The 19,373-nt window shown below is 64.7% G+C and carries 20 protein-coding genes; 8 read left to right on the plus strand and 12 right to left on the minus strand.

The window, feature by feature from the left end; genetic code table 11:
* Window positions 1-330 precede the first annotated feature (330 nt).
* Window positions 331-1,047 (plus strand): Crp/Fnr family transcriptional regulator, encoded by a 717-nt coding sequence (locus tag AC0L3B_RS10025; protein ID WP_018459102.1) that lies wholly within the window; start codon window positions 331-333, stop codon window positions 1,045-1,047.
* 9 nt (window positions 1,048-1,056) lie between these two features.
* Here the strand turns inward: AC0L3B_RS10025 and AC0L3B_RS10030 are convergent, their stop codons facing one another.
* The gene (locus tag AC0L3B_RS10030) at window positions 1,057-1,794 is read right to left on the minus strand and encodes a Crp/Fnr family transcriptional regulator (RefSeq protein WP_018459103.1); all 738 of its coding nucleotides are present in this window, start codon (window positions 1,792-1,794) and stop codon (window positions 1,057-1,059) included.
* 158 nt (window positions 1,795-1,952) lie between these two features.
* Here AC0L3B_RS10030 and AC0L3B_RS10035 point away from each other — a divergent pair, with 158 nt between their 5' ends.
* Together AC0L3B_RS10035 and AC0L3B_RS10040 are read left to right on the plus strand one after the other, a co-directional pair.
* The gene (locus AC0L3B_RS10035; RefSeq protein ID WP_018459104.1) at window positions 1,953-2,192 is read left to right on the plus strand and encodes a hypothetical protein; all 240 of its coding nucleotides are present in this window, start codon (window positions 1,953-1,955) and stop codon (window positions 2,190-2,192) included.
* 17 nt (window positions 2,193-2,209) lie between these two features.
* Window positions 2,210-2,911: a Crp/Fnr family transcriptional regulator gene (locus AC0L3B_RS10040; RefSeq protein WP_085395984.1), complete on the plus strand. Its 702-nt coding sequence runs from the start codon at window positions 2,210-2,212 to the stop codon at window positions 2,909-2,911.
* A 63-nt stretch (window positions 2,912-2,974) separates the two neighbouring features.
* Here the strand turns inward: AC0L3B_RS10040 and AC0L3B_RS10045 are convergent, their stop codons facing one another.
* Both AC0L3B_RS10045 and AC0L3B_RS10050 read right to left on the minus strand, forming a co-directional pair.
* Window positions 2,975-3,589 carry a cupin gene (locus AC0L3B_RS10045; protein WP_473380348.1) on the minus strand — a complete coding sequence of 205 codons (615 nt, stop codon included), beginning with the start codon at window positions 3,587-3,589 and terminating at the stop codon, window positions 2,975-2,977.
* Between the two features lie 166 nt (window positions 3,590-3,755).
* Entirely contained in the window at window positions 3,756-4,748 is a 993-nt protein-coding gene (locus AC0L3B_RS10050; RefSeq protein ID WP_473332222.1) for a LysR family transcriptional regulator, read from the minus strand.
* Between the two features lie 113 nt (window positions 4,749-4,861).
* Here AC0L3B_RS10050 and AC0L3B_RS10055 point away from each other — a divergent pair, with 113 nt between their 5' ends.
* The 5 genes from AC0L3B_RS10055 to AC0L3B_RS10075 all read left to right on the plus strand — a co-directional run bounded on the left by AC0L3B_RS10055 (window position 4,862) and on the right by AC0L3B_RS10075 (window position 10,469).
* Window positions 4,862-5,842, plus strand: a complete 981-nt coding sequence (locus AC0L3B_RS10055) for a Bug family tripartite tricarboxylate transporter substrate binding protein (RefSeq protein WP_446480235.1) — start codon at window positions 4,862-4,864, stop codon at window positions 5,840-5,842.
* The gene (locus AC0L3B_RS10060) at window positions 5,842-6,453 is read left to right on the plus strand and encodes a dioxygenase family protein (RefSeq protein WP_247338059.1); all 612 of its coding nucleotides are present in this window, start codon (window positions 5,842-5,844) and stop codon (window positions 6,451-6,453) included. The genes AC0L3B_RS10055 and AC0L3B_RS10060 overlap by 1 nt, the downstream gene beginning before the upstream one ends.
* 790 nt (window positions 6,454-7,243) lie before the next feature.
* Window positions 7,244-8,590: a caspase family protein gene (locus AC0L3B_RS10065; protein ID WP_446480234.1), complete on the plus strand. Its 1,347-nt coding sequence runs from the start codon at window positions 7,244-7,246 to the stop codon at window positions 8,588-8,590.
* Window positions 8,591-8,618: 28 nt separating this feature from the next.
* A complete protein-coding gene (locus AC0L3B_RS10070; protein ID WP_018459111.1) occupies window positions 8,619-9,107 on the plus strand; it encodes a hypothetical protein in 489 nt (162 codons plus the stop codon).
* Window positions 9,108-9,257: 150 nt separating this feature from the next.
* Complete coding sequence (locus AC0L3B_RS10075) at window positions 9,258-10,469, plus strand: hypothetical protein (RefSeq protein WP_473380349.1); 1,212 nt, start codon at window positions 9,258-9,260, stop codon at window positions 10,467-10,469.
* On the opposite strand, the gene gmk is transcribed toward AC0L3B_RS10075, so the two are convergent.
* From gmk to AC0L3B_RS10120, 9 genes are all read right to left on the minus strand, one after another.
* Window positions 10,402-11,061: a guanylate kinase gene (gmk, locus tag AC0L3B_RS10080; RefSeq protein ID WP_018459113.1), complete on the minus strand. Its 660-nt coding sequence runs from the start codon at window positions 11,059-11,061 to the stop codon at window positions 10,402-10,404. The genes AC0L3B_RS10075 and gmk overlap by 68 nt on opposite strands.
* Before the next feature lie 3 nt (window positions 11,062-11,064).
* Window positions 11,065-11,952, minus strand: coding sequence for a YicC/YloC family endoribonuclease (locus AC0L3B_RS10085; protein ID WP_018459114.1), 888 nt, complete (start codon window positions 11,950-11,952; stop codon window positions 11,065-11,067).
* Window positions 11,953-12,070: 118 nt separating this feature from the next.
* Window positions 12,071-13,345: an endolytic transglycosylase MltG gene (gene mltG / locus AC0L3B_RS10090; RefSeq protein WP_018459115.1), complete on the minus strand. Its 1,275-nt coding sequence runs from the start codon at window positions 13,343-13,345 to the stop codon at window positions 12,071-12,073.
* Between the two features lie 125 nt (window positions 13,346-13,470).
* The gene (fabF, locus tag AC0L3B_RS10095; RefSeq protein WP_026233736.1) at window positions 13,471-14,736 is read right to left on the minus strand and encodes a beta-ketoacyl-ACP synthase II; all 1,266 of its coding nucleotides are present in this window, start codon (window positions 14,734-14,736) and stop codon (window positions 13,471-13,473) included.
* 108 nt (window positions 14,737-14,844) lie between these two features.
* Window positions 14,845-15,084, minus strand: coding sequence for an acyl carrier protein (locus AC0L3B_RS10100; protein WP_006020277.1), 240 nt, complete (start codon window positions 15,082-15,084; stop codon window positions 14,845-14,847).
* 308 nt (window positions 15,085-15,392) lie between these two features.
* On the minus strand, window positions 15,393-16,130 hold the full coding sequence (gene fabG, locus AC0L3B_RS10105) for a 3-oxoacyl-[acyl-carrier-protein] reductase (protein WP_085396013.1): 738 nt from the start codon (window positions 16,128-16,130) through the stop codon (window positions 15,393-15,395).
* 102 nt (window positions 16,131-16,232) lie between these two features.
* Window positions 16,233-17,192, minus strand: a complete 960-nt coding sequence (gene fabD / locus AC0L3B_RS10110) for an ACP S-malonyltransferase (RefSeq protein ID WP_473380350.1) — start codon at window positions 17,190-17,192, stop codon at window positions 16,233-16,235.
* A 187-nt stretch (window positions 17,193-17,379) separates the two neighbouring features.
* Window positions 17,380-18,405, minus strand: coding sequence for a fatty acid desaturase family protein (locus tag AC0L3B_RS10115; RefSeq protein WP_018459119.1), 1,026 nt, complete (start codon window positions 18,403-18,405; stop codon window positions 17,380-17,382).
* A 3-nt stretch (window positions 18,406-18,408) separates the two neighbouring features.
* Window positions 18,409-19,113 carry a TetR/AcrR family transcriptional regulator C-terminal domain-containing protein gene (locus AC0L3B_RS10120; RefSeq protein WP_247368408.1) on the minus strand — a complete coding sequence of 235 codons (705 nt, stop codon included), beginning with the start codon at window positions 19,111-19,113 and terminating at the stop codon, window positions 18,409-18,411.
* Window positions 19,114-19,373 lie beyond the last annotated feature (260 nt).

Raw genomic sequence — 19,373 nt, forward strand, 5'->3', positions numbered from 1 at the left:
CTCGGGCCCGCCGGCCCGGCGGCGTTGAGGTATAGGCCGGCGGTCCGTCGGGCAGAGCGCACGGGCTGCGGCGCTCCGCGACGAGCGCGCTACGCTGGAGCCGCGCCCCTGCTGTGTGCACTCCTGCACAGAGCTCGCAATGTTGAAGGCCGCTGGGTTCGGCTGCGCCATTGCCTCGTCCCATGCCTCGCCAAAACTTTCTGGAATTCCGCAAGCCGGAGGCCATTTTTCAACGGCTGAAAAACGCCTTGTGTGCACTTTGGAACCGTCGGCTCCGTCACGGAAACGTAGGGTTCTGGCCGGTGCCGATTCCCGGCCAGAGCAAGACATGTGACCGGTCGGCCCCAGAACGATCTTCTCCAGCAGCTCAGCCGCCCGGATTTCGAACTGCTCGCGCCGCACCTCCAGCCGGTCGAACTCGAGGCGGGCCACATCCTTTATCATGCCGGCGACGAGGTGGCGGCGGTCCATTTTCCCTGCCGCTCCACGCTCGTGTCGTTCGCCGTGCCGGTCGAGGACGATCGCGAGGTCGAAAGCCTGCTGGTCGGGCGCGAGGGCGCGGTGGGCATTGCCGCCGGCCGCAGCGCCTCGCTGGCCTATTCGCGCATCGTCGTGAAGCTGGGCGGCACCCTGCTGCGGCTGCCGCCGCGCGTGCTCGAGCAGGCCCAGCAGAGGTCGGCCACGCTTCTGCAAATCTTCTCTCGCTACGCCGACTGCCAGTTCGCGCAGCTGCTCCAGACCGCGGCCTGCAATGCCGCGCATTCGATCGAGCAGCGCGCCGCCAAGTGGATCATCTCCGCGCAGGAGCACGTCGGCGGCCCCGAGATCCCCCTCACCCATGAGCAGCTGGCCGGCATGCTCGGCGTGTCCCGCAGCTATGCCAGCCGCGTCATCCAGATGTTCAAGGCCAGGCGGATCCTCGCGACACGCCGCGGCGCCATCCTGATCCTAGATGCGCCGGCGCTCGAAGCCAGAGCCTGCTCCTGCAACGACTGGGTGAAGAAGCACTTTGACGAGGTGATGGGACGCACGGCCGCGGACGGTTAGCTTTAGGTCTCACGCATGCGGCGGCGATTGGCGCTTCAAGTGCAGATAGGTCGGACTGAAGCCTCCGAGCCGCTGCAATTCGCGCCATTTCATGACGATGAGCTCGCCGTCGTGCATGTCCATGGTCCCGCTCCGCCTGAGGTCGGCGAGCGTCCGGTTCACCGTCGCGATCGCCATACCCAAGGTCTCGCCGAGCTGCGCCAGGCTGAGCGGCAGGCGGCAGCGATTGCCGCGGACGAGCTGCGCTGCGCGGGCGCGGTAGAACAGCTCGCAGAACAGGTGTGCCATGCGCGCGTGCATCGGCCGGGCGCTGTTGTTGGTGATGGCCTCGCGAAAGATCGCGGCATCGAGCAGGGTCTCGCGCCAAACCGACAGTGCGAAGGTCGGCCGTCGCCGGAAGGCAATGAACAATTCGCGATGCGGGATGAAGGCCACCGAGGCAGGCCCGAGGGCGCAGAGGCCATGGTCCATCTGGTCGATGAACAAGCCCTGGGAGTCCGGCAGGTCGCCGGACAGATGGAACGCGAGGTATTGCCGCCGGCCGCTGTCGAGCAAATGGTAGCGCGCGATCATGCCGGAGACGACCAGCGCCGAATGCTCGGGTTCGTCGCCCTGACGGATGAAATCCTCGTTCGGCGCGAACTCGCGCTGCACAAAGGTCAGCCCGCGAATTTCGGCGACATCCTCCTGGGCGAGCGCGGTGTGCTCGCCCAAGTTCCGGATCAGCACGTCATGCGCTTTTTCCATGTGTCCCGCCAAAAATCCTGCCGGTTCGATCAAATGATACATCTGGCCCGTATCCAGCGGACTAGAACGCGGGTCGGAAGCACAGGTTGCTACCGGTCTGCGACATTACTTGGTTGCAGCCCACCGTCCCTCGATCGCTGACTGCGCCCGCCATTCGCATGAGCTCTACGACGATCCTGAAGCGCATTCGCCACCTGTTCGCATCGGAGTCGGGCGAGCACCTGGACAGTATCAGCGCTGCCTTCCAGCGAGGCACGCTGAAGGAGCCGGCGCGGCCGATGTCGGATCAGGAGCTTGCGCGCGCCATCCGCGAGTTCCAGGCGGTTCCCGTGTCCGATTGGACCATCGCGAAACTCTCACGATGCCTGCTCGAGCCGGCGATGCCGGGTGACGACTGAAACACCTCCTCCTCTCCATGCCGCACCCCAAGTTCATCGGACATCTCCAGGCGATTGAAGGCCTCTCCGACGACGAACGCCGCCAGATCGCGGCTCTGCCGTCCACGCTGCGCCAGGTCTCCGACGGCGAGACCCTGCTGCGCCAGGGTGAAGATACCTCTCGCTGCGTTTTCGTCGTCAGCGGCTTCCTCTATCAGGCGCGCATCGTCGGCGATCGCAGCCAGATCCTCGCCTTCCACGTTCCCGGCGACATGCCGTGCCTGCACACGCTGCTGGTCTCGCCGATGGATGCGGACCTCGTCGGTCTTGGCCCTTCCCTCGTCGGCTACGTCGCACACAGCCCACTCAAGCAGCTGCTCGACGGCTCCATTCACCTGACCCGCGCGTTCTGGCGCGAGACGCTGATCGATGCGGCGATCTCGCGACAATGGATCGCGCGCCTCGGCGCACAGGCGGCACTGCCGAAGGTGGCGCATCTGATCTGCGAGCTCGCCGCAAGGCTGGAGGTCGTGGGCCTCGTCAATAACGGCCGCTTCCAGATACCGATGACGCAGCGGCATGTCGCCGATGCCTGCGGTTTGTCGATCGTCCACGTCAATCGCACCATCCAGGAGCTGAGAGGGCGCCGATTGATTGCCTGGGAGGGAAGCGAGATCGAGCTGTTGCAACCCGACGAGCTCCGCGCGCTCGCGGATTTCACGCCGGATTATCTGACCTGACAAAGACGGGCGGCGTTCCAACGAACGACATTCGAACCGGCACAGCAAAAGCGATCCCCCGCCTCACGATCGCGACGGCTTTATCCGCCATGATTTGAGCAACGGGCCGCCGGCACCCAGCACGGGATCGGTCTTCGGCTTGCGGACCTTGGCGACGCGTTTGCTGGCGTCAGGACGCTCTCGCGTGTCGGTGCACTCGTCATACGTCCCCTCCTGCGGATACGCTCCGACGACCAGGAAGTCCCGGCTGGACTCGATCAGTCGGTGTCCGGTGCCTGCGGGAAGGACCAGAACATCTCCGGCCTTCACGCTCAGGATTCGCCCCCTGATCCCGCCGCACTCGATCCTGGCCATGCCGCGTGCCACGCCCATCACTTCGTGGATCTGCGAATGATAGTGGACAAAGTCATAAACCGTATCGCGCCAAGAGCGGCCCCAGCCGTGACGATCGAACAGCGTGTCGATGATGACCTCTGGAGCAAAACGCCGGGTCTTCAGGTTCACCACGCCGCGATAGAGCAAGACGGGAAAATGCGGGTTATTCGGCACGATGCCATCGTCCTGGAAACGGATGGCTGTCGGCTTCCGAGCCCGCACGAGCGCCCGCAGCGTTGCCGCGTCGGGGTGATCCTCAACGAACTTCTTGGCGAGATTTTTGATCTGGTCCTTGATCGGCATGGCGTCTCCTCAGCCGCAATTAAACGACGGCCGGAAGGATAAGTTTCCCGAGGTGATCCGGTTGGACCGCCATCTCCTCGGCGTCATTTCCGGCGAAGACAAGCATTCCAGAAATCGTTCCGCGGCAGCACTCCGGAATGCTCGCTGCGCTCACCCGGCCACCGCCTTACCCCGGGGTAGCCGACGATGGCCGCGCAGGAGCGGAACGACGCGCGTTTCGCTTACCTGCGAGCGGCTTTGCGACCTCCCGGGCGCACTCGACGAGCAGCCGCTGAGCAGGGTTTGGCGTTCTGCCCTTCATCGCAATGATCCCGATCGGCCACATCTGAATAGGCATTTCCACCGGTAAAACCTTCATCGACAGCCGCTTCGCGCTGAAGTGCAACATCGATGCCGGAAGGAAACTCAGGAATCGTTCCGACGAGAGCAACGCCGACTGCATAAGGATCGAATACACGGTTACGCTGGCACGTGGCACCTCCAGCCCGGAGGCGTGAAATGCGTTGGCAATCCAGCCGCCCGGAAAGCTTTCGCGCGGCGGCAGGCACCAACGCTCGTTGACCAGCTCGTCGAGGCGGATCTTGCGCCGCCCCACCCACGGACTGTGCAAGCCTGCGACAACGACACCGCTTTCGTGCAACAGCACTTCGACATCGGTATCGGCAGCCGGTGTCGGGCTCGGCAGGCGCCCTATCATGAGGTCGATGTCGTGATTGCGCAGATGACGATCCTGAAGCTCCGGCGGTTCGCCCTCGATGATGTGAAGCGCGAGCCTCGGATATTGCCGGGATAGCCGGTCAATGATGACGGGCAGTAGTCCGGCCATCACGGGCTCGGTGCTGCCAATGCGCAATTCACCCACCGCGGGATCAGCGAGCGATTGCAGCTCGTCGACGCCACTCCGCAAATCGTTGCACAAAGCAATGCTGCGCTTGAGCAAGGCCTTGCCGTAAAGCGTGGGCTCAACGCCGAGCCGGCTGCGCTCCAGAAGCGGAAGGCCGATCGTTTGCTCCAGGCTTGCGATCATCTTGGATATGACAGGCTGAGAAATGGCTAGGTGCTCGGCCGCCTTCGCCATGCTCCCGTATTCCACGACGGCGATAAACACGTTCAGTTGCCGCAGCTTGATCCGACGGCTGATTTGGGATGCATCGAGCATGCGACCCTTTCCGAAATGGAATAGAACTATCGAGAAATAGAACTTTTCTTATATAGATCCGCGGGACAAGCTGCAATTCGCGTTACCCTCCACCGCCAAGGTTTGGAGCAGCCATGTCGAACATTCATGTACCCCGTCGCACCTTCCTGTTCGGAAGCCTCGCGGGATTGTTGCTGCCCGGCCAGGTCGCCGCGCAACCTTATCCGTCCAATCTCATACGTGTTGTAGTCCCTGCCGGCGCGGGGACACCGCCCGACATCATCAGCCGCATGATCGCCGACGAGCTCGCCGCCAATGAAGGCTGGCGACTTGTGGTGGAAGATCGCCCCGGTGCGCTGCAGACCATTGCCATGAACGACGTGAGCGGTCGTCCGGCGGACGGCTATACACTGCTGACCATGAGCCTTCCGATGACGGTCACCCCGGCCCTGCTTCCGAAGGCGGAGACACGGGCGGATGTGGATTTCGATCCGGTGATCAAGATATCGAAATCCTACACCGTGCTCGTTACAACGCCTTCCTTGCCGATCGACTCGTTAGCCGGTCTGGTGGCGTTGCTCAAGAGCAAGCCAGGGAAGCTCAATTTCTCTTCCGCGGGCTTCGGGACCCCCTCGCATCTGATCGGCGAAATGTTTTCATTGCAGGCGGGCGTGCGCGCCACCCACGTGCCCTACCAGCAGTTTTCCCAAGCAATCACCGATCTGATCAGCGGCAACGTCCAATACATGTTTGTCACCACGCTTCCGGTTATTGACCTCATTGCGACCGGCAAGTTGCGAGCGCTTGCCGTCACCGCCCCCACCAGGATTGCTGCCCTGGGAGACATTCCCACTGTGATCGAGGCAGGCTTTCCCGATCTGGTGACAGCCGATTGGATCGGCTTTGCAGCGAAGCGTGGAACGGCTGCGGAAGTAACGTCGCAGCTCAACAAGGCAATTAACAAGGTACTTCTCGAGCCGAAGATCCGCGCTTCGCTCGACAAGATAGGAGCCGTAGCCGTGGGTGGCACCGCCGCAGAATTTGGTGAGGGAATCCGGAGTGACATCGCCCACTGGGGCAAGGTCGTCAAGGATGCGGATATCAAGCTGCCTTGATGAGCCAGACCCCATCCAAAGCCCAGACGAGTGGCCGCGATGCAGCAGCATTGGCGATCACGCCGCCCCAGATCGTCGGCCCGTTCTACCCGGTCTCGGAGCACCCCGATCTGGCAACCGATCTGGCGCGTCCAAGCGGCAGCACCGCTGAGGCGCTGGGCCAGCTCATCCATCTCAGCGGACGCGTGCTCACGCGTTCGGGAGCGCCGGTGCCGCATGCACGCATTGACATCTGGCAAGCCAACGCGGCGGGGAAATATCGTCATCCGAGTGATATCAATCCGGCGCCGCTCGATCCCAATTTCAAAGGCTTCGCGCGTCTCACAACGGATGCGGCCGGGCACTACAGCTTTCGTACCGTCAAACCGGGCCGCTATCCGACAGCAGAGGGCGACGTCAGGCCGCCGCACATTCATCTCACCGTTGAGGGGCGGTTCGATTGCCTGGTGACCCAGTTGTATTTCGCTGGCGAAGAAGAAAACGTGACCGACCGCTGGCTCAATGCGGCCCCGCATCCGGAAAGGTTAATCGTTACTCTGCAAAATTCGCCATCACGCCTTGAGAGGCATGCGTTGGTCGCGCATTTCGACATTGTTCTTGCCAGCGGATGACAAGCGTTTCAGGTGGCTCCAAGCCCGATTTGGGTCGTTCGCCACCGGCGCTGACGCGTCGGGCAAAACACCCCCGTCAAGGCCTCCGCGCAAAAATATTTCGCTTTTCCGAATTTCGGATTTGTGGCATACGCCCGTCATCCTGGCCCTGCCAAAGGGGCGTTCGCGACCGTCACGACATGCGGGCCGGGTGGCGGTGGACGCGGCAGCGACGGCGCGGGCGGCGTGACGACAGGGCGGGCAACCGTGAGTCCTCGCGCGACGCGTACGACACGGCGCTGGAGAGCGGGCTTGTCGGTCATCGGGGGTGAGCACACGCAAGCCCTCGATGATTTCGGCCGGACCGTCCGCGGACGGAGAAGTCGTGTGGTCCTGACGCCCGGGGTCTGTGCGTCAAGCCTCGCGGTGATGTGGCGGCCCGACCGGGCGCGCGCATCAGCGATCGGCCAGGCGACGGGGGCAATAGTGCATCGCTCCCCGGGGAGAGCACGAAGGACACCGTTAAAACCATCCGCGCAGGGAAGGCCGGGCGATCGGCCACCCTATCGGTCCACCCCGTGTGCATTCCTGTAGCGCACGGACCAACGGGTGCCGCCAGCGCCCGGCCTTCCCTGCGCCCTTTGGCCTCCAGTGGGCGATGAACGGCAGCAAGGTTCGGGCAGAATCTGCCGCGGGAACGCGCAAGCGTGCGCCCTCCCCGGCGCGACCGGCCAACGCTGTACACACTGTCGCACCGCTTTTCGCCCGCGCCTCGAGCTGGTAGAATGGCGATATTGTTTGGGGAATTTTGATGCGCGCGAGGATTTTCAATCGCGTCCCGGGGCTGGCGATGCTGGTCGCAGCCCTGCTCGTCGTCGCAACGCACCCGGCATCGGCCGAGAAGCGCATCGCGCTCGTGGTCGGCAACTCCGCCTACAAGAACATCACGCCGCTCGACAATCCATCCAAGGACGCGAGCCTGATGGCGGACACGCTTGGCCTGCTCGGCTTTACGCTGGTCGGAGGCCGCGCCCAACTCGATCTTGACAAGGGCGCGATGGATCTGGCGGTGCAGAGCTTTGGCCGGCAGGTGCAGGGCGCCGACGTCGCGCTGTTCTATTATGCCGGCCACGGCGTGCAGGTCTCGGGCGCCAACTATCTCGTGCCGGTCGGCGCCAATCCGACCCGCGAGGCCGACGTCGACTTCCAGATGACCGATGTCAACCTCGTGCTGCGCCAGATGCAGGGATCGGGCACGCGCCTCAACCTCGTGATCCTGGACGCCTGCCGCAACAACCCCTTCGGCTCACGCGGCCTGCGCGCCTCCGATGGCGGCCTCGCGCAGATGCGCGCGCCCGAGGGCACGCTGATCTCCTACGCAACCCAACCCGGCAACGTCGCCCAGGACGGCAGCGACGGCCACAGCCCCTACACCAAGGCCTTGGCCGCGACGGTCCGGACCGCGGGCCTCGACGTGTTCCAGACCTTCAACCAGGTCGGCCTCGCGGTGAAGCGCGCCACGTCCGGCGCGCAGCAGCCCTGGGTGTCGTCCTCGCCGATCGACGGCACCTTCTATTTCGTCGCCCCCACGCAAACCGCGCCGCCGCAGGTCGCAGCGATGCAGCCCGATCGGCTGCCGGCGGATCGGCTGCGCGCCGATCCAGACCGCGTCCCGTTGCGCGATGCCGCCCTGCTGAGCGAACTCAGCGAGCGGCTCTACGAGCTCAATTTCGATCCTGACAGCCCTGACGGACTGACGCGCGCGATCACGAAGCTCCAGCAACGGATTTCCATGGCGCCGACGGGCGAAGCCACCGAGGGCCTGCTGCTGCGGATGCGCAAGATGGAGGACCTGAAGCCATGGGGCTCGATCGTCTACGGCCCCGACGGCAGCAAATGGGGAATCTCCTGGAACCACGCCTCGCGGCGCGCGGCGGTGGCGGATGCGCGCGGCAATTGCGCCGGCGCCAAATGTCCGATCGAGCTGTCTTTCTATGGCAACCGCTGCGGCGCGTTCGCGATCTCCGACAAATCCTGGTCGCTGGTCCAGCGCGACAGCGTGCAGCGCGCGAAAGATGCCGCGCTTGACGAATGCGGCAAGGCTGGCAAAGCTTGCCGCATTATCGGTTCCGTCTGTGCCGACGGCTCCGGCCGCTGATACGATTTTTCATTCTGGATTTTTACTCATGCGCGCCATCATCCCTGCGATTGCCCTGACCGTCTTCCTGTCCGCCGTCGGCGCTCCACCGTCCGCCGTTGCGCAGTCCGGCAGCGCCGGCGGCTCGATCGGCAATGACGAGAAGTCGCTGTCCGGCTCGCGGTCGGATCGTTCCGCCGAGCCGGCGCCCTCGGCGCGCCGCAGCAAGCCCGCCGAGGAGCCGCGCAGCTCCTCGCGACGCGGTGGTGGAGGCGGTGGCGTGAGTTTCGACGGCGCCTGGATGGTCGTCAGCGTCGGCTGCGGCGGCACCACGTCCGGCGCGGTCGTGGTCTCCTCGGGCAAGGTCATAGGCCAAGGCGTCACGGGTACCGTCAGCGCGAGCGGCGCGGTCAGCACGTTCGGTCAAGGCGATGGCGTGACCTTTACCGGCTCGGGCCGCCTCGCTGCCCGGAGCGGCTCCGGTTCCTTCCGCCGCTCGGACGGCTGCGGCGGAACCTGGACTTCGACCAAGCAATAGCAGCGAAAAAGTCTGGTTTCGCGGGGGAACGAACGCCGCGCAAGCCCGATTCAGGCCACATCCTCTCCGGATTTGCGGCTCATTGCCACCCAAGTCTTTGACGACAAAGGGAAGGTAACGAGTTGCGTCATGCGTAATCGGGAGACCAGGATGGGCAACCGCACCGCAAAATTCTTATCTGCCCTCGTAGGCAGCATCATTGCCGGCGCGCCACTTGCCGCCGTGTCGCAGAATGGATCGACGCCACCGAGCACGGCAAATGCCGCGAGCGACTGCCTTGGCTCGCCAAAGGGCGCCGCGCCGCAGGGCCAGCATTGGCATTATCGCCTCGAGCGCGCGACCAAGCGGCAGTGCTGGTATCTGCGCGCCGAAGGCGGCAAGGCCACCCAAACCGCACAGACTGCGCCCGATACGCCTGCAGCGGATTCAGCCGTGCCGCAGCAGCACTCGGTCGAGGACGCGCGCGCCGAATATCTGACGCCGCAGAGCATCGCCGCCGTGAAGACGCCTGCACAGGCGGGACCGGCGCCGACGCAGCAAGCTGCGAACCCCTCCGCTGACGCCAACGCACAGCAGCCCGCCGTCGCCGGGCGCTGGCCCGACGCCTCCACGGCGTCCGCCGCGCCCACAGAGCAGCCGTCGCCTGCACCTGTCGCGGCCGCCGCGCAGCCGACCGCGAAGCCGGCGAAGTCCCCTGCTCCGATGGCTCTGGCCGCGGCAGACAGCACCGCCGACAAGCAGACCGGCTCGCTCCAGATGCTGCTGCTCGTGATCGGCGGCGCGCTGGCGCTTGCCGGCATCCTCGCCAGCGTCATCTACCGCTTCGCCGGTGGACGCATGCGCGTCCAGGCCGCCGACCAGCGCCGCGTCAACTGGGACAATTTTGAGCCGCACGATCACGACGATGGCCGTGCACCCTGGCTCAACGCTGCGCCCGCCGGCGCGCCGCACGCTCGGCAGCCCCGCCCGGTGGATTTCGATGCCCTGCGTCCGCAGTCAACCCAGCTCAAGACCGCGCAGCTCGCCGCGATCGATCGCGAGATCGATGTGATCGACGAGCTCGCCCCGCAAGCGCAAGACCAAGTCCACGTCGAGGCCGCAGAGCTCGACGAGGCCGATATCTTCAACGGAGAATTCCAGATCGAGGCCGCACCGCAGCTCGCGGCCAACGACGTGAATGACGAAGAGCCGGCCGGCCATGACGACGCGGGAGTCGAGAACGCCATCGACATCGACGTGATCACGACGATGCTGGAACGGTTGGCGAAGGACGGGCCGCGGCTGACGCAGCCTACTAGCCTTGAAGTTGACCTTGCAGACCTCGCACGAAGCCCACGAGGCCGGTCTGCCGCTCGCGCTTGAGGCGTTCGGCCTTCAGGATCGACTGCACCTCGGCGAAGGCCTCGTCAACGTCGTGGTTGATGACGATGTAGTCGTACTCGGCCCAGTGGCTCATCTCGTGGCTGGCGCGGCTCATGCGCTTGCGGATCACCTCGTCGGAATCCTGCGCGCGCGAATGCAGCCGCTTCTCGAGATCGGCAGCCGAGGGCGGCAGGATGAACACGCTGACGACGTCGGCGCGCGCCTTCTCTCGGAGCTGCTGCGTGCCCTGCCAGTCGATGTCGAACAGCACGTCCTGCCCGGCTGACAGCGCCGCCTCGACCGGCGCACGCGGCGTGCCGTAACTGTTGTCGAACACGGTCGCCCATTCCAGCAGCTGGTCGGCTTTCACCATCGCGCCGAAGGTAGCCTTGTCGACGAACGAATAATCCCTGCCGTCGACCTCGCCCGGCCGCATCGCCCGCGTGGTCGCCGACACCGACATTCGAAGGCCGGGCATACGGTCGATCAACATGCGCGACAGCGTCGTCTTGCCCGCGCCCGACGGCGAGGACAGCACGAACATCAATCCGCGCCGCTCGACACCATCAGTTCCGTGACCGCCAATCGTCATCGATCACTCCAGATTCTGGACCTGCTCGCGGAACTGCTCGACCACGTTCTTCATGGCGAGCCCCGTATTGGTCAGCTCGATGTCGTTCGACTTCGAGCAGCAGGTGTTGACTTCGCGGTGAAACTCCTGCGCCAGGAAGTCGAGCTTGCGCCCGACCGGGCCGCCCTTGCCGATCAGCTCGCGCGCCTGCGCGATGTGCGAGGCGATCCGATCGAGCTCCTCGCGGATGTCGGCCCTGGTCGCAATCAGGATCGCTTCCTGCATCAGGCGGTCGGAATCAAAACGGTCGGAGGTGTCGAGGAGGCTCGCGATCTGCTCGGCGAGCCTGGCCTTGACCGCCTCGGGCTTGCGACCGGGCGCGGCCTCCGCCTTCTTCGCCAGCTGCTCGACCTCGTCGACGCGCTGGATCAGGATCTGCCCGAGCGAGGTCCCCTCACGCTTGCGCATCTCGACGAGTTCGGCGAGCGCCTTGTCGAAGGCATCCGCGGCGGCGGCGCGCGCGGCCTTGTCCTCCTCCTCGTCGCCCTCGGGCTCGGCGACCTCAATGACCCCCTTGATGGCCAAAAGCCCGTCGACGCTCGGCGCGACCGCATCGACCTTGCCGGCGATCACGGCGGCGGCCTTGAGGACGGCGTTGAGCACGTCCTCGTTGACGCGGACGCTGGTGGCTGCATTGGCCCGCTTGACGGTCAGATTGGCGTAGACGGTGCCTCGTGAGAGCAGCTCGGCGGCGCGCTTCTTGGCATGAGCCTCCAGCTCGTCGAACCCCTGCGGCAGCCGCACCCGCAAGTCAAAGCCCTTGGCATTGACCGACTTCAATTCCCATTCGAACGTATACGGCCCACTCGCGCCGTGGCTTCGGGCAAAGCCGGTCATGGACGACAACGCCATCAGGTCAATTTCTCCAGAAGCACGGGATTCGCGCGGCCATCAAGCCACGCGAATCTTAAGACTATTTTGCAGGAAAATGTAATCCGCAAAGTCCCGCGGGGCAGGTCTACGCGCAGGCCTAGCGCTGCACCACCGGGGGCGAGGCCTGCACCGCGCCTTGTCGGGCCGGCGGCGGACCCGGGGGGCGAGCGGCCGGCGGCTTCTTCTGCTGGTTGGGGCGTGCCGGCGTCGTCGCCGTCGGCGTATCGGCGGCGCCGGGCGCGGCGGCGGCCGGCGGCTGCGCGTCCTCGGCCGGCTCGACCGTGTCGTTCTGGATCTGCTTTTCCATGGCGCGCAGCTTGGCGACGTTCTTCTGGTGCGCGTCGTAGGTCTCGGTAAAGGAATGCCCGCCGGTACCATCCGCGACGAAATAGAGGTCGCGGGTACGGGCCGGGTTGGCGGCAGCCTCGAGCGAGGCGCGGCCGGGGTTGGAGATCGGGCCCGGCGGCAGGCCCTCGATGACATAGGTGTTGTAGGGCGAAGGCTGCGTGATCTCGCTGCGCTTGATCGGACGGCCGAGCGTGCCCTTGCCCCCGACGAGGCCATAGATGATCGTGGGATCGGACTGCAGCTTGATCCTCTGCTTCAGGCGATTGACGAACACCGCGGCGACACGGCTGCGCTCGTCAGGCTTGCCGGTCTCTTTCTCGACGATCGAGGCCAGCGTCACCAGTTGCTCCGGACTCTTGACCGGAATGTCCTGATTGCGGCGCTCCCAGATCTCGGTCAGCACGCGCTTGTGCGCCTGCTGCATGCGCTGGATCACCTGATCGCGCGGGGTGCCGCGCGGGAACTTGTAGGTCTCGGGCAGCAGCGTGCCTTCGCGCGGCAGCTCACGCACGCTGCCGGTGAAGATGTCGTTGTCGGACAGGCGCGCCACGATCTGCTCGGAGGTGAGGCCCTCCGGAATCGTCACGGCATGCTGCACCACCTTGCCCTCGACGATTGTGGCAATGACGTCGCGCAAGGACGCGTTCTTCTGGAACGAGTATTCACCGGGCTTGAGGTCCGAGCTCGCCTTCAACGCAGCGACGCTGGCAATGAACGCCCACGGATTGACGTCGGTCACGCCTTCCCGGTTCAGCGTCTCGGCGATGTCGCGCTTGCCGGCGCGCTGCGGGATGTTGACGATCTTGTCTTCCTTCAGCGGTCCCGGCGCCTCGAGCACCTGCCGGCCGTAATAGTACACGCCGCCCGCACCGATCATTGCAATCAGCAGCAGGGTGATGATGGCGTTGCCGACGATCACGAACGGATTGCGCGCGCGGTCCGATCGCTTCGGCGGCGGCGGGACCTGCTCGGGCTCGAGCGCTGCCCGCGGGCTCCGGGGCGAAATGGGCGGCCTTTCACTCATCGAAGCAACCTGAATCCTGCCGGTTCAAATGCGACCCGACAATCGCTTGTCTGGCCAAGTACACGCGCCCACTTGTATGACTATCGCCGAATACGGCAAAACGGTGGATTCGTCGCAAACACAAACTATTGGACCGGACGCCGGAAGATCACCGACGCGTTGGTACCGCCAAAACCGAAAGAATTCGACAACGCGACGTTGACCTCGCGCTTCTTCGCCTTGTGCGGCACGAGATCGATCGCAGTCTCGACCGATGGATTGTCCAAGTTGATGGTCGGTGGCACGACATTATCGCGAATCGCGAGAATGGCGAAGATCGCCTCGATCGCGCCAGCCGCACCCAGAAGGTGACCGGTCGACGATTTGGTCGAGGACATCGCGACCTTGGAAGCGGCATTGCCGAGCAGACGTTCGACCGCACCGAGCTCGATCTCGTCACCGAGCGGTGTCGAGGTGCCGTGCGCATTGATGTAGTCGAGATCGGACGCGGTAAGGCCGGCGCGCTTGAGCGCTGCCGCCATGCTGCGGAAGCCACCGTCGCCGTCGGGTGACGGCGAGGTGATGTGGTAGGCATCGCCCGAGAGACCGTAGCCGATCACCTCGGCATAGATCTTCGCGCCGCGGCGCTCGGCGTGTTCAAGCTCTTCCAGGACCAGAACGCCGGCGCCCTCGCCCATCACGAAGCCGTCCCGGTCCTTGTCGTAGGGACGCGAGGCCTTCTCAGGCGTTTCGTTGAAGGCTGTCGAGAGCGCACGCGCGGCGTTGAAGCCGGCAATGCCGATGCGGCCGATCGGCGATTCCGCGCCGCCCGCAACCATGACGTCGGCATCGCCGAGCGCGATCAGGCGGGCGGCATCGCCGACCGCGTGAGCGCCGGTCGAGCAGGCCGTGACCACCGAATGGTTCGGCCCCTTCAACCCATGCTTGATCGAGACATAACCGGAGGCGAGATTGATCAGGCGGCCCGGAATGAAGAACGGCGAGACCCGGCGCGGCCCGCGTTCCTTCAGCAGGACCGCAGTCTCGGCGATACCGTTGAGGCCGCCGATGCCGGATCCAATCATGGTGCCGGTGGCGCATTTATCCTCTTCGGTCTCGGGATGCCAGTTGGCATCGTCGAGCGCCTGGCCGGCTGCGGCCATGCCGAAGATGATGAAGTCGTCGACCTTGCGCTGGTCCTTCGGCTCCATCCAGATGTCGGGATTGAAAGTGTCGTTGGTGCCGTCGCCGCGCACGACCGTGCAGCCGATCTTGGTCTGAAGATCGGAGACATCGAAGCTCTCGATTTTGCGTGCGCCGCTTTCGCCGTCGAGGATGCGCTTCCAGGTCGGCTCGACTCCGCAGCCGAGTGGCGAAACCATGCCAAGACCCGTAACGACAACCCGCCTCATGTCCGAAAACTCCGCATCGAAAGATTCACGGCCAATAACAAGAAACCGGCTGACCGCTGTTGGGCGGTCCGTCCGGTTTCAATGTTGTCCCCGCGAAAATGAAGAGCGTTAGCTCTTCGCGTTCTTCTCGAGAAACTTGGTGGCGTCGCCGACGGTGAGAATCGTTTCCGCGGCATCGTCCGGAATCTCGCAACCGAATTCCTCTTCGAACGCCATCACCAGCTCGACGGTGTCCAGACTGTCGGCGCCGAGGTCGTCGATGAAGCTCGCAGCGTCGACAACCTTCTCGGGTTCAACACCAAGGTGTTCGACCACGATCTTCTTAACCCGCTCGCCAATCTCACTCATTGCATAACCTCGTGTTGTTCCCTGTAGACCCGACCCCCCGGGACGATACGAGCCGTCGTGGTCGTTGACTGCCTTCGCTTACGAACTTTGATCTGGCCCCATCCTAACCGATGCAGGCCCGGCGAATGACGGCCAAGGCTCCGCATCGCCAATATACAGGGTTTCAAAAACCTGCAATGGCGTTCTTTGCCCATCCGTTGAAGGTCCGGTTATCATACTTCAATTGCGTTGACTACAAGCCTCATTTCGCTCCGGAAACGGCCGTTTGCCGCATTCGGCTGCCTAGGGGGGCGGTGCGGCATGAGGCGTCAGATCATGGCCATGCCGCCGTTGACGTGGATGGTTTGGCCGGTGACATAGGCCGCTTCGTTCGAACTCAGGTAGACGGCGGCCGCCGCGATGTCCTCTGGCGTCCCCAGGCGATTGGCCGGAACCTTGGTCAGAATCGTTTCGCGCTGCTTGTCGTTGAGCGCATCGGTCATCGGCGTCTTGATGAAGCCGGGAGCGATGCAGTTTGCGGTGACGCCGCGCTTGGCGTATTCGGCACCCAGCGTCTTGATCATCCCGATCAGGCCTGCCTTCGACGCAGTATAATTGCCCTGCCCCGGGTTGCCGGTGACGCCGACCACCGAAGTGATGGCGATGATGCGGCCGAAGCGCTTGCGCATCATCAATTTGGTTGCGGCGCGGGCAAGCCGGAAGGTCGAGGTCAAATTGATGTTGATGACCTCCTCCCAGTCCTCGTCACGGAGCTGCACGAAGAGATTGTCGCGCGTGATGCCGGCATTGGCGACGAGGATGTCGACCTGTCCCATCGCCGCCTCCGCAGCGGGCACCAGCGCTTCGACCTCCTCGACTTTGGAGAGATTGCAGGGCAGCACATGGGTGCGCTCGCCGAGCTTGCCTGCAAGCTCATCCAGCACTTCCTTGCGCGTCCCCGATATCGCGACGGTGGCGCCCTGCGCGTGCAGCGCCTGCGCGATCGCGCCGCCGATGCCGCCGGTTGCGCCGGTGACGAGCGCCTTTTTGCCAGTCAGATCGAACATCGATAACTCCTCCAAGGCACGATCCGGAAACGCGCGCAGCGGTTTTCCGAAAGGGTCGTGCGTCAACTGTAGAACTCGCGCGCGACGACGAATTATCGCGCTTCAGGCCTGCTTGGCAGCAGCCAATGCATCTTTGGCAGCAGCAATGTCGTTGGGACCACCGACCGCAACGCCGACGGCACCGCCTGCGATACGCTTGACCAGGCCCGTCAGCACCTTGCCGGCACCGATCTCAAAGAAACGGGTGACGCCCTGCCCCGCCATATAGGCAACCGACTCGCGCCACCGCACAGTGCCGGTGACCTGCTCGACCAGGCGCCGGCGGATCTCGTCGGGATCGGTGATCGCGCTCGCCAGCACATTCGACACCAGCGGGGCGGCCGGCGCCTTGATCGTGACCCCGGCCAGCGCCTCCGCCATTGCGTCGGCAGCCGGCTGCATCAGTTTGCAATGGAACGGTGCGGACACCGGCAGCAGCATTGCTCGCTTAGCGCCCTTGGTTTTGGCGATCTCGACGGCGCGATCGACCGCAGCCTTGTCGCCGGAGACGACCACTTGCCCGCCGCCATTGTCGTTGGCGGCTTGGCAGACCTCTCCCTGAGCGGCCTCCTCCGCCACCGCCACGGCGGCCTCGTAGTCGAGGCCGAGCAGAGCGGCCATCGCACCGACGCCGACCGGCACAGCTTTTTGCATTGCGAGACCGCGGATGCGAAGCAGCCGCGCCGTGTCGGAAATCGTCAGGCTGTCGGCCGCGGCCAGCGCCGAATATTCGCCGAGCGAGTGGCCGGCGACGAAGGCCGCATCCCGCCGCACGGAAAACCCGGCTTCGGCCTCCAGCACCCGCAGGGTGGCGATAGACACCGCCATCAGGGCCGGCTGGGCGTTTTGGGTGAGCTGGAGGGTTTCAGCCGGACCATCCCAGATGGTCGCCGTCAGCTTCTCCCCCAGCGCGGCATCGACCTCGTCGAACACGGCGCGCGCCACCGGAAAGGCATCGGCCAGGGCCTTGCCCATGCCGACCGCCTGGGAACCCTGCCCCGGAAATGTGAATGCTGCCGTCATCGGCGCTCCCTGCTTGTCGGGCGTGATCCCTGCGAGAACCGGCAGCCGATGACGCGCGGCCTTAGGCCATGGTTCCGGATCAAGCTCCAAAGGGGGCCGTAGACACTGTCCGGGGCCGGAATGTCAAGCCAAGATGGGAACTTCGATCAGCCTTCGACTGGCAGCCTTCAACCGGAGTGACGGGTTCCTAGAATCCGCCAGCCGTCTGGTTGGCATCGACCTCGGACCCCGCCTGCGCGCGGCGCGCGCTGTTGACCAATTGCCCCGGCCGGTCATCGCGGTTCGGCTTCGCGGTCGCAAGCCGCAGCACGGCGGCGTAACTCGGTTGCACCTCCATCCGGCCCGCATGCCGGCTCTCACTCAGCAAGCGGTGCACCTTCGGCAGATTGTAGCAGGGCACGTAGAACAAGAGATGATGTTCGAGGTGGTAGTTCACGTAGTACGGCGCGATGAACAAGCGCTCGAGGAAATTGGCATAGGTGGTGCGGGTATTGCGCAGGGGATCGCTGCTGTCAGGTACGACCGCGTGCTCTGCGATGTTGCGGATGCGGGTGATGACCATCATCCAGGTCAGGAGCGGCACCAGCCATAGCAGCGGATAGGCCCACCACACGCCGGCCGCCGTGAGCGCTGCGAACATCGCGCCATTGACCAGACATTGCGGGCCAAGCTTCTCCCACAAATGCGCCGCGCGCTGCCGCGATGGCCAGTCCTTCGGCCCGAGCGCGTTGAGCAATTGCGCCTTGCGCTGCTGGTAGCCGGTCTGCCCGGTGAGGTCGCGAATGAACTTGCGGCGATAGCTCAGCTTCGTGATCGGAAACGGCGCCGACAGCACGAGATCGGGATCGTCCTCCTGCTGGGTGCGCGCATGGTGCTGAAGGTGATAGCGCCGATAGCTGCGCGTCTCCGCAAACAGAGGATAGGCGCAGAACCACTGGCTTAGGGTCAGATTGGTCTTCTCGTCGGGGGACAGGCAGCCATGCGCGCCGTCATGCATGAGGATCGCGAGCCCGAGCTGGCGCGAGCCGATGATGGCAACGGCGAGCACATAAGTGATCGGATTGGGCCACCACGCGACCAAGGCGATTGCCGCGATGATGAGCGCCCAGGCGTGCGCGATCAGCGCGACGCCTTTCCAGGTCACGCGCCGGCGCACGTCGGCAAGTTGCTCGTCGGTCAGGAAATCGCGGGCACGCATGCGAAGCGCAGTCATGGCCTAATCCTCCTCATTCGAATTGCTCGATGCGTCGCGCGCGTCGACGAGGCGCAGCCGCGCAGTGTCATCAGAGGATTTCGCCTGTTCGCCCAGCACGCGCAGCATCTCGGCGCACAGCGCCTCGGGCGAACGGCCCATGGCGTAGCCCTCAAGGATGACGCCGATGGCGACGGCCCAGAACCGCCGCGAACTCTCGTCGGGCGCGCGCAGGGAGCGCCAGCCGTGCCGCGCGACCTGGCTCGCATAGGCCCGCGCACCTTCACTGTGCAGGCGCTCGATGGTGCGCTCGACCAGCGGCGCGAGATCCTGGCGCCGCCGCGTCAGCGTCAGCGCCTCGGCGAAGAAGGCCACCGAATCGCTCGTCGTCACGGTCTCGGCCAGCGCGTGGGTATAATCCCGCGGCGCGCGCGCCTTCAGCGCCGCCTGCTCGGTCGCCCGCGCCAGATACAGCAGCTCGCGGCAGGCGCATTCGACGAACAGCGCCTCCTTGGTACGGAAATAATAGGTGATCTGGCTCGGGAACGCGTTCGCAGCGGCCGCGATGTCGGTGATCGCCGTACCCGACAGCCCCCGCTCCCGAAACAGCGGGCTCGCGGCATCAAGCAGCAGCGAGCGCATTTTGCGGCCGGCCGACCGCGTGGCGCGGGCGGCGTGTTTGGGATCGCCTGCCTCCTTGAGGGGCTCGTGGGCCGGCTTTTCTGCCATTGGAGTTCGCTCCGGTTGATTTATTTGTATGATATACAAACAAATAAATCAAGCCGGTATGATGGTCGGCGGCGGATCCGGCCGCCCGCATTGCGATCCCCGCGCCGAAACGGCGCCTGCAACCTTGCCAAGTCAGCCGAAATCCGTATAAGGCGCCCATCCGCAGACCCCGGCCGGGAGCTGAACGGACGGTCTCAGCAAATCATTCGTGATTTTGGTGTGGCAGGGCCAGTCGGCCCGTCGTCCCGTGTTTCCGCCTT

The organism is Bradyrhizobium sp. Kon56 (genome assembly GCF_055807635.1).

Coding starts and splice junctions, on each gene's coding strand:
- AC0L3B_RS10030 (WP_018459103.1), bottom strand. CDS start 1,794: ATGGAAAAAGCGCATGACGTGCTGATCCGGAACTTGGGCGAGCACACC.
- AC0L3B_RS10035 (WP_018459104.1), top strand. CDS start 1,953: ATGAGCTCTACGACGATCCTGAAGCGCATTCGCCACCTGTTCGCATCG.
- AC0L3B_RS10040 (WP_085395984.1), top strand. CDS start 2,210: ATGCCGCACCCCAAGTTCATCGGACATCTCCAGGCGATTGAAGGCCTC.
- AC0L3B_RS10045 (WP_473380348.1), bottom strand. CDS start 3,589: ATGCCGATCAAGGACCAGATCAAAAATCTCGCCAAGAAGTTCGTTGAG.
- AC0L3B_RS10050 (WP_473332222.1), bottom strand. CDS start 4,748: ATGCTCGATGCATCCCAAATCAGCCGTCGGATCAAGCTGCGGCAACTG.
- AC0L3B_RS10055 (WP_446480235.1), top strand. CDS start 4,862: ATGTCGAACATTCATGTACCCCGTCGCACCTTCCTGTTCGGAAGCCTC.
- AC0L3B_RS10060 (WP_247338059.1), top strand. CDS start 5,842: ATGAGCCAGACCCCATCCAAAGCCCAGACGAGTGGCCGCGATGCAGCA.
- AC0L3B_RS10065 (WP_446480234.1), top strand. CDS start 7,244: ATGCGCGCGAGGATTTTCAATCGCGTCCCGGGGCTGGCGATGCTGGTC.
- AC0L3B_RS10070 (WP_018459111.1), top strand. CDS start 8,619: ATGCGCGCCATCATCCCTGCGATTGCCCTGACCGTCTTCCTGTCCGCC.
- AC0L3B_RS10075 (WP_473380349.1), top strand. CDS start 9,258: ATGGGCAACCGCACCGCAAAATTCTTATCTGCCCTCGTAGGCAGCATC.
- gmk (WP_018459113.1), bottom strand. CDS start 11,061: ATGACGATTGGCGGTCACGGAACTGATGGTGTCGAGCGGCGCGGATTG.
- AC0L3B_RS10085 (WP_018459114.1), bottom strand. CDS start 11,952: ATGGCGTTGTCGTCCATGACCGGCTTTGCCCGAAGCCACGGCGCGAGT.
- mltG (WP_018459115.1), bottom strand. CDS start 13,345: ATGAGTGAAAGGCCGCCCATTTCGCCCCGGAGCCCGCGGGCAGCGCTC.
- fabF (WP_026233736.1), bottom strand. CDS start 14,736: ATGAGGCGGGTTGTCGTTACGGGTCTTGGCATGGTTTCGCCACTCGGC.
- AC0L3B_RS10100 (WP_006020277.1), bottom strand. CDS start 15,084: ATGAGTGAGATTGGCGAGCGGGTTAAGAAGATCGTGGTCGAACACCTT.
- fabG (WP_085396013.1), bottom strand. CDS start 16,130: ATGTTCGATCTGACTGGCAAAAAGGCGCTCGTCACCGGCGCAACCGGC.
- fabD (WP_473380350.1), bottom strand. CDS start 17,192: ATGACGGCAGCATTCACATTTCCGGGGCAGGGTTCCCAGGCGGTCGGC.
- AC0L3B_RS10115 (WP_018459119.1), bottom strand. CDS start 18,405: ATGACTGCGCTTCGCATGCGTGCCCGCGATTTCCTGACCGACGAGCAA.
- AC0L3B_RS10120 (WP_247368408.1), bottom strand. CDS start 19,113: ATGGCAGAAAAGCCGGCCCACGAGCCCCTCAAGGAGGCAGGCGATCCC.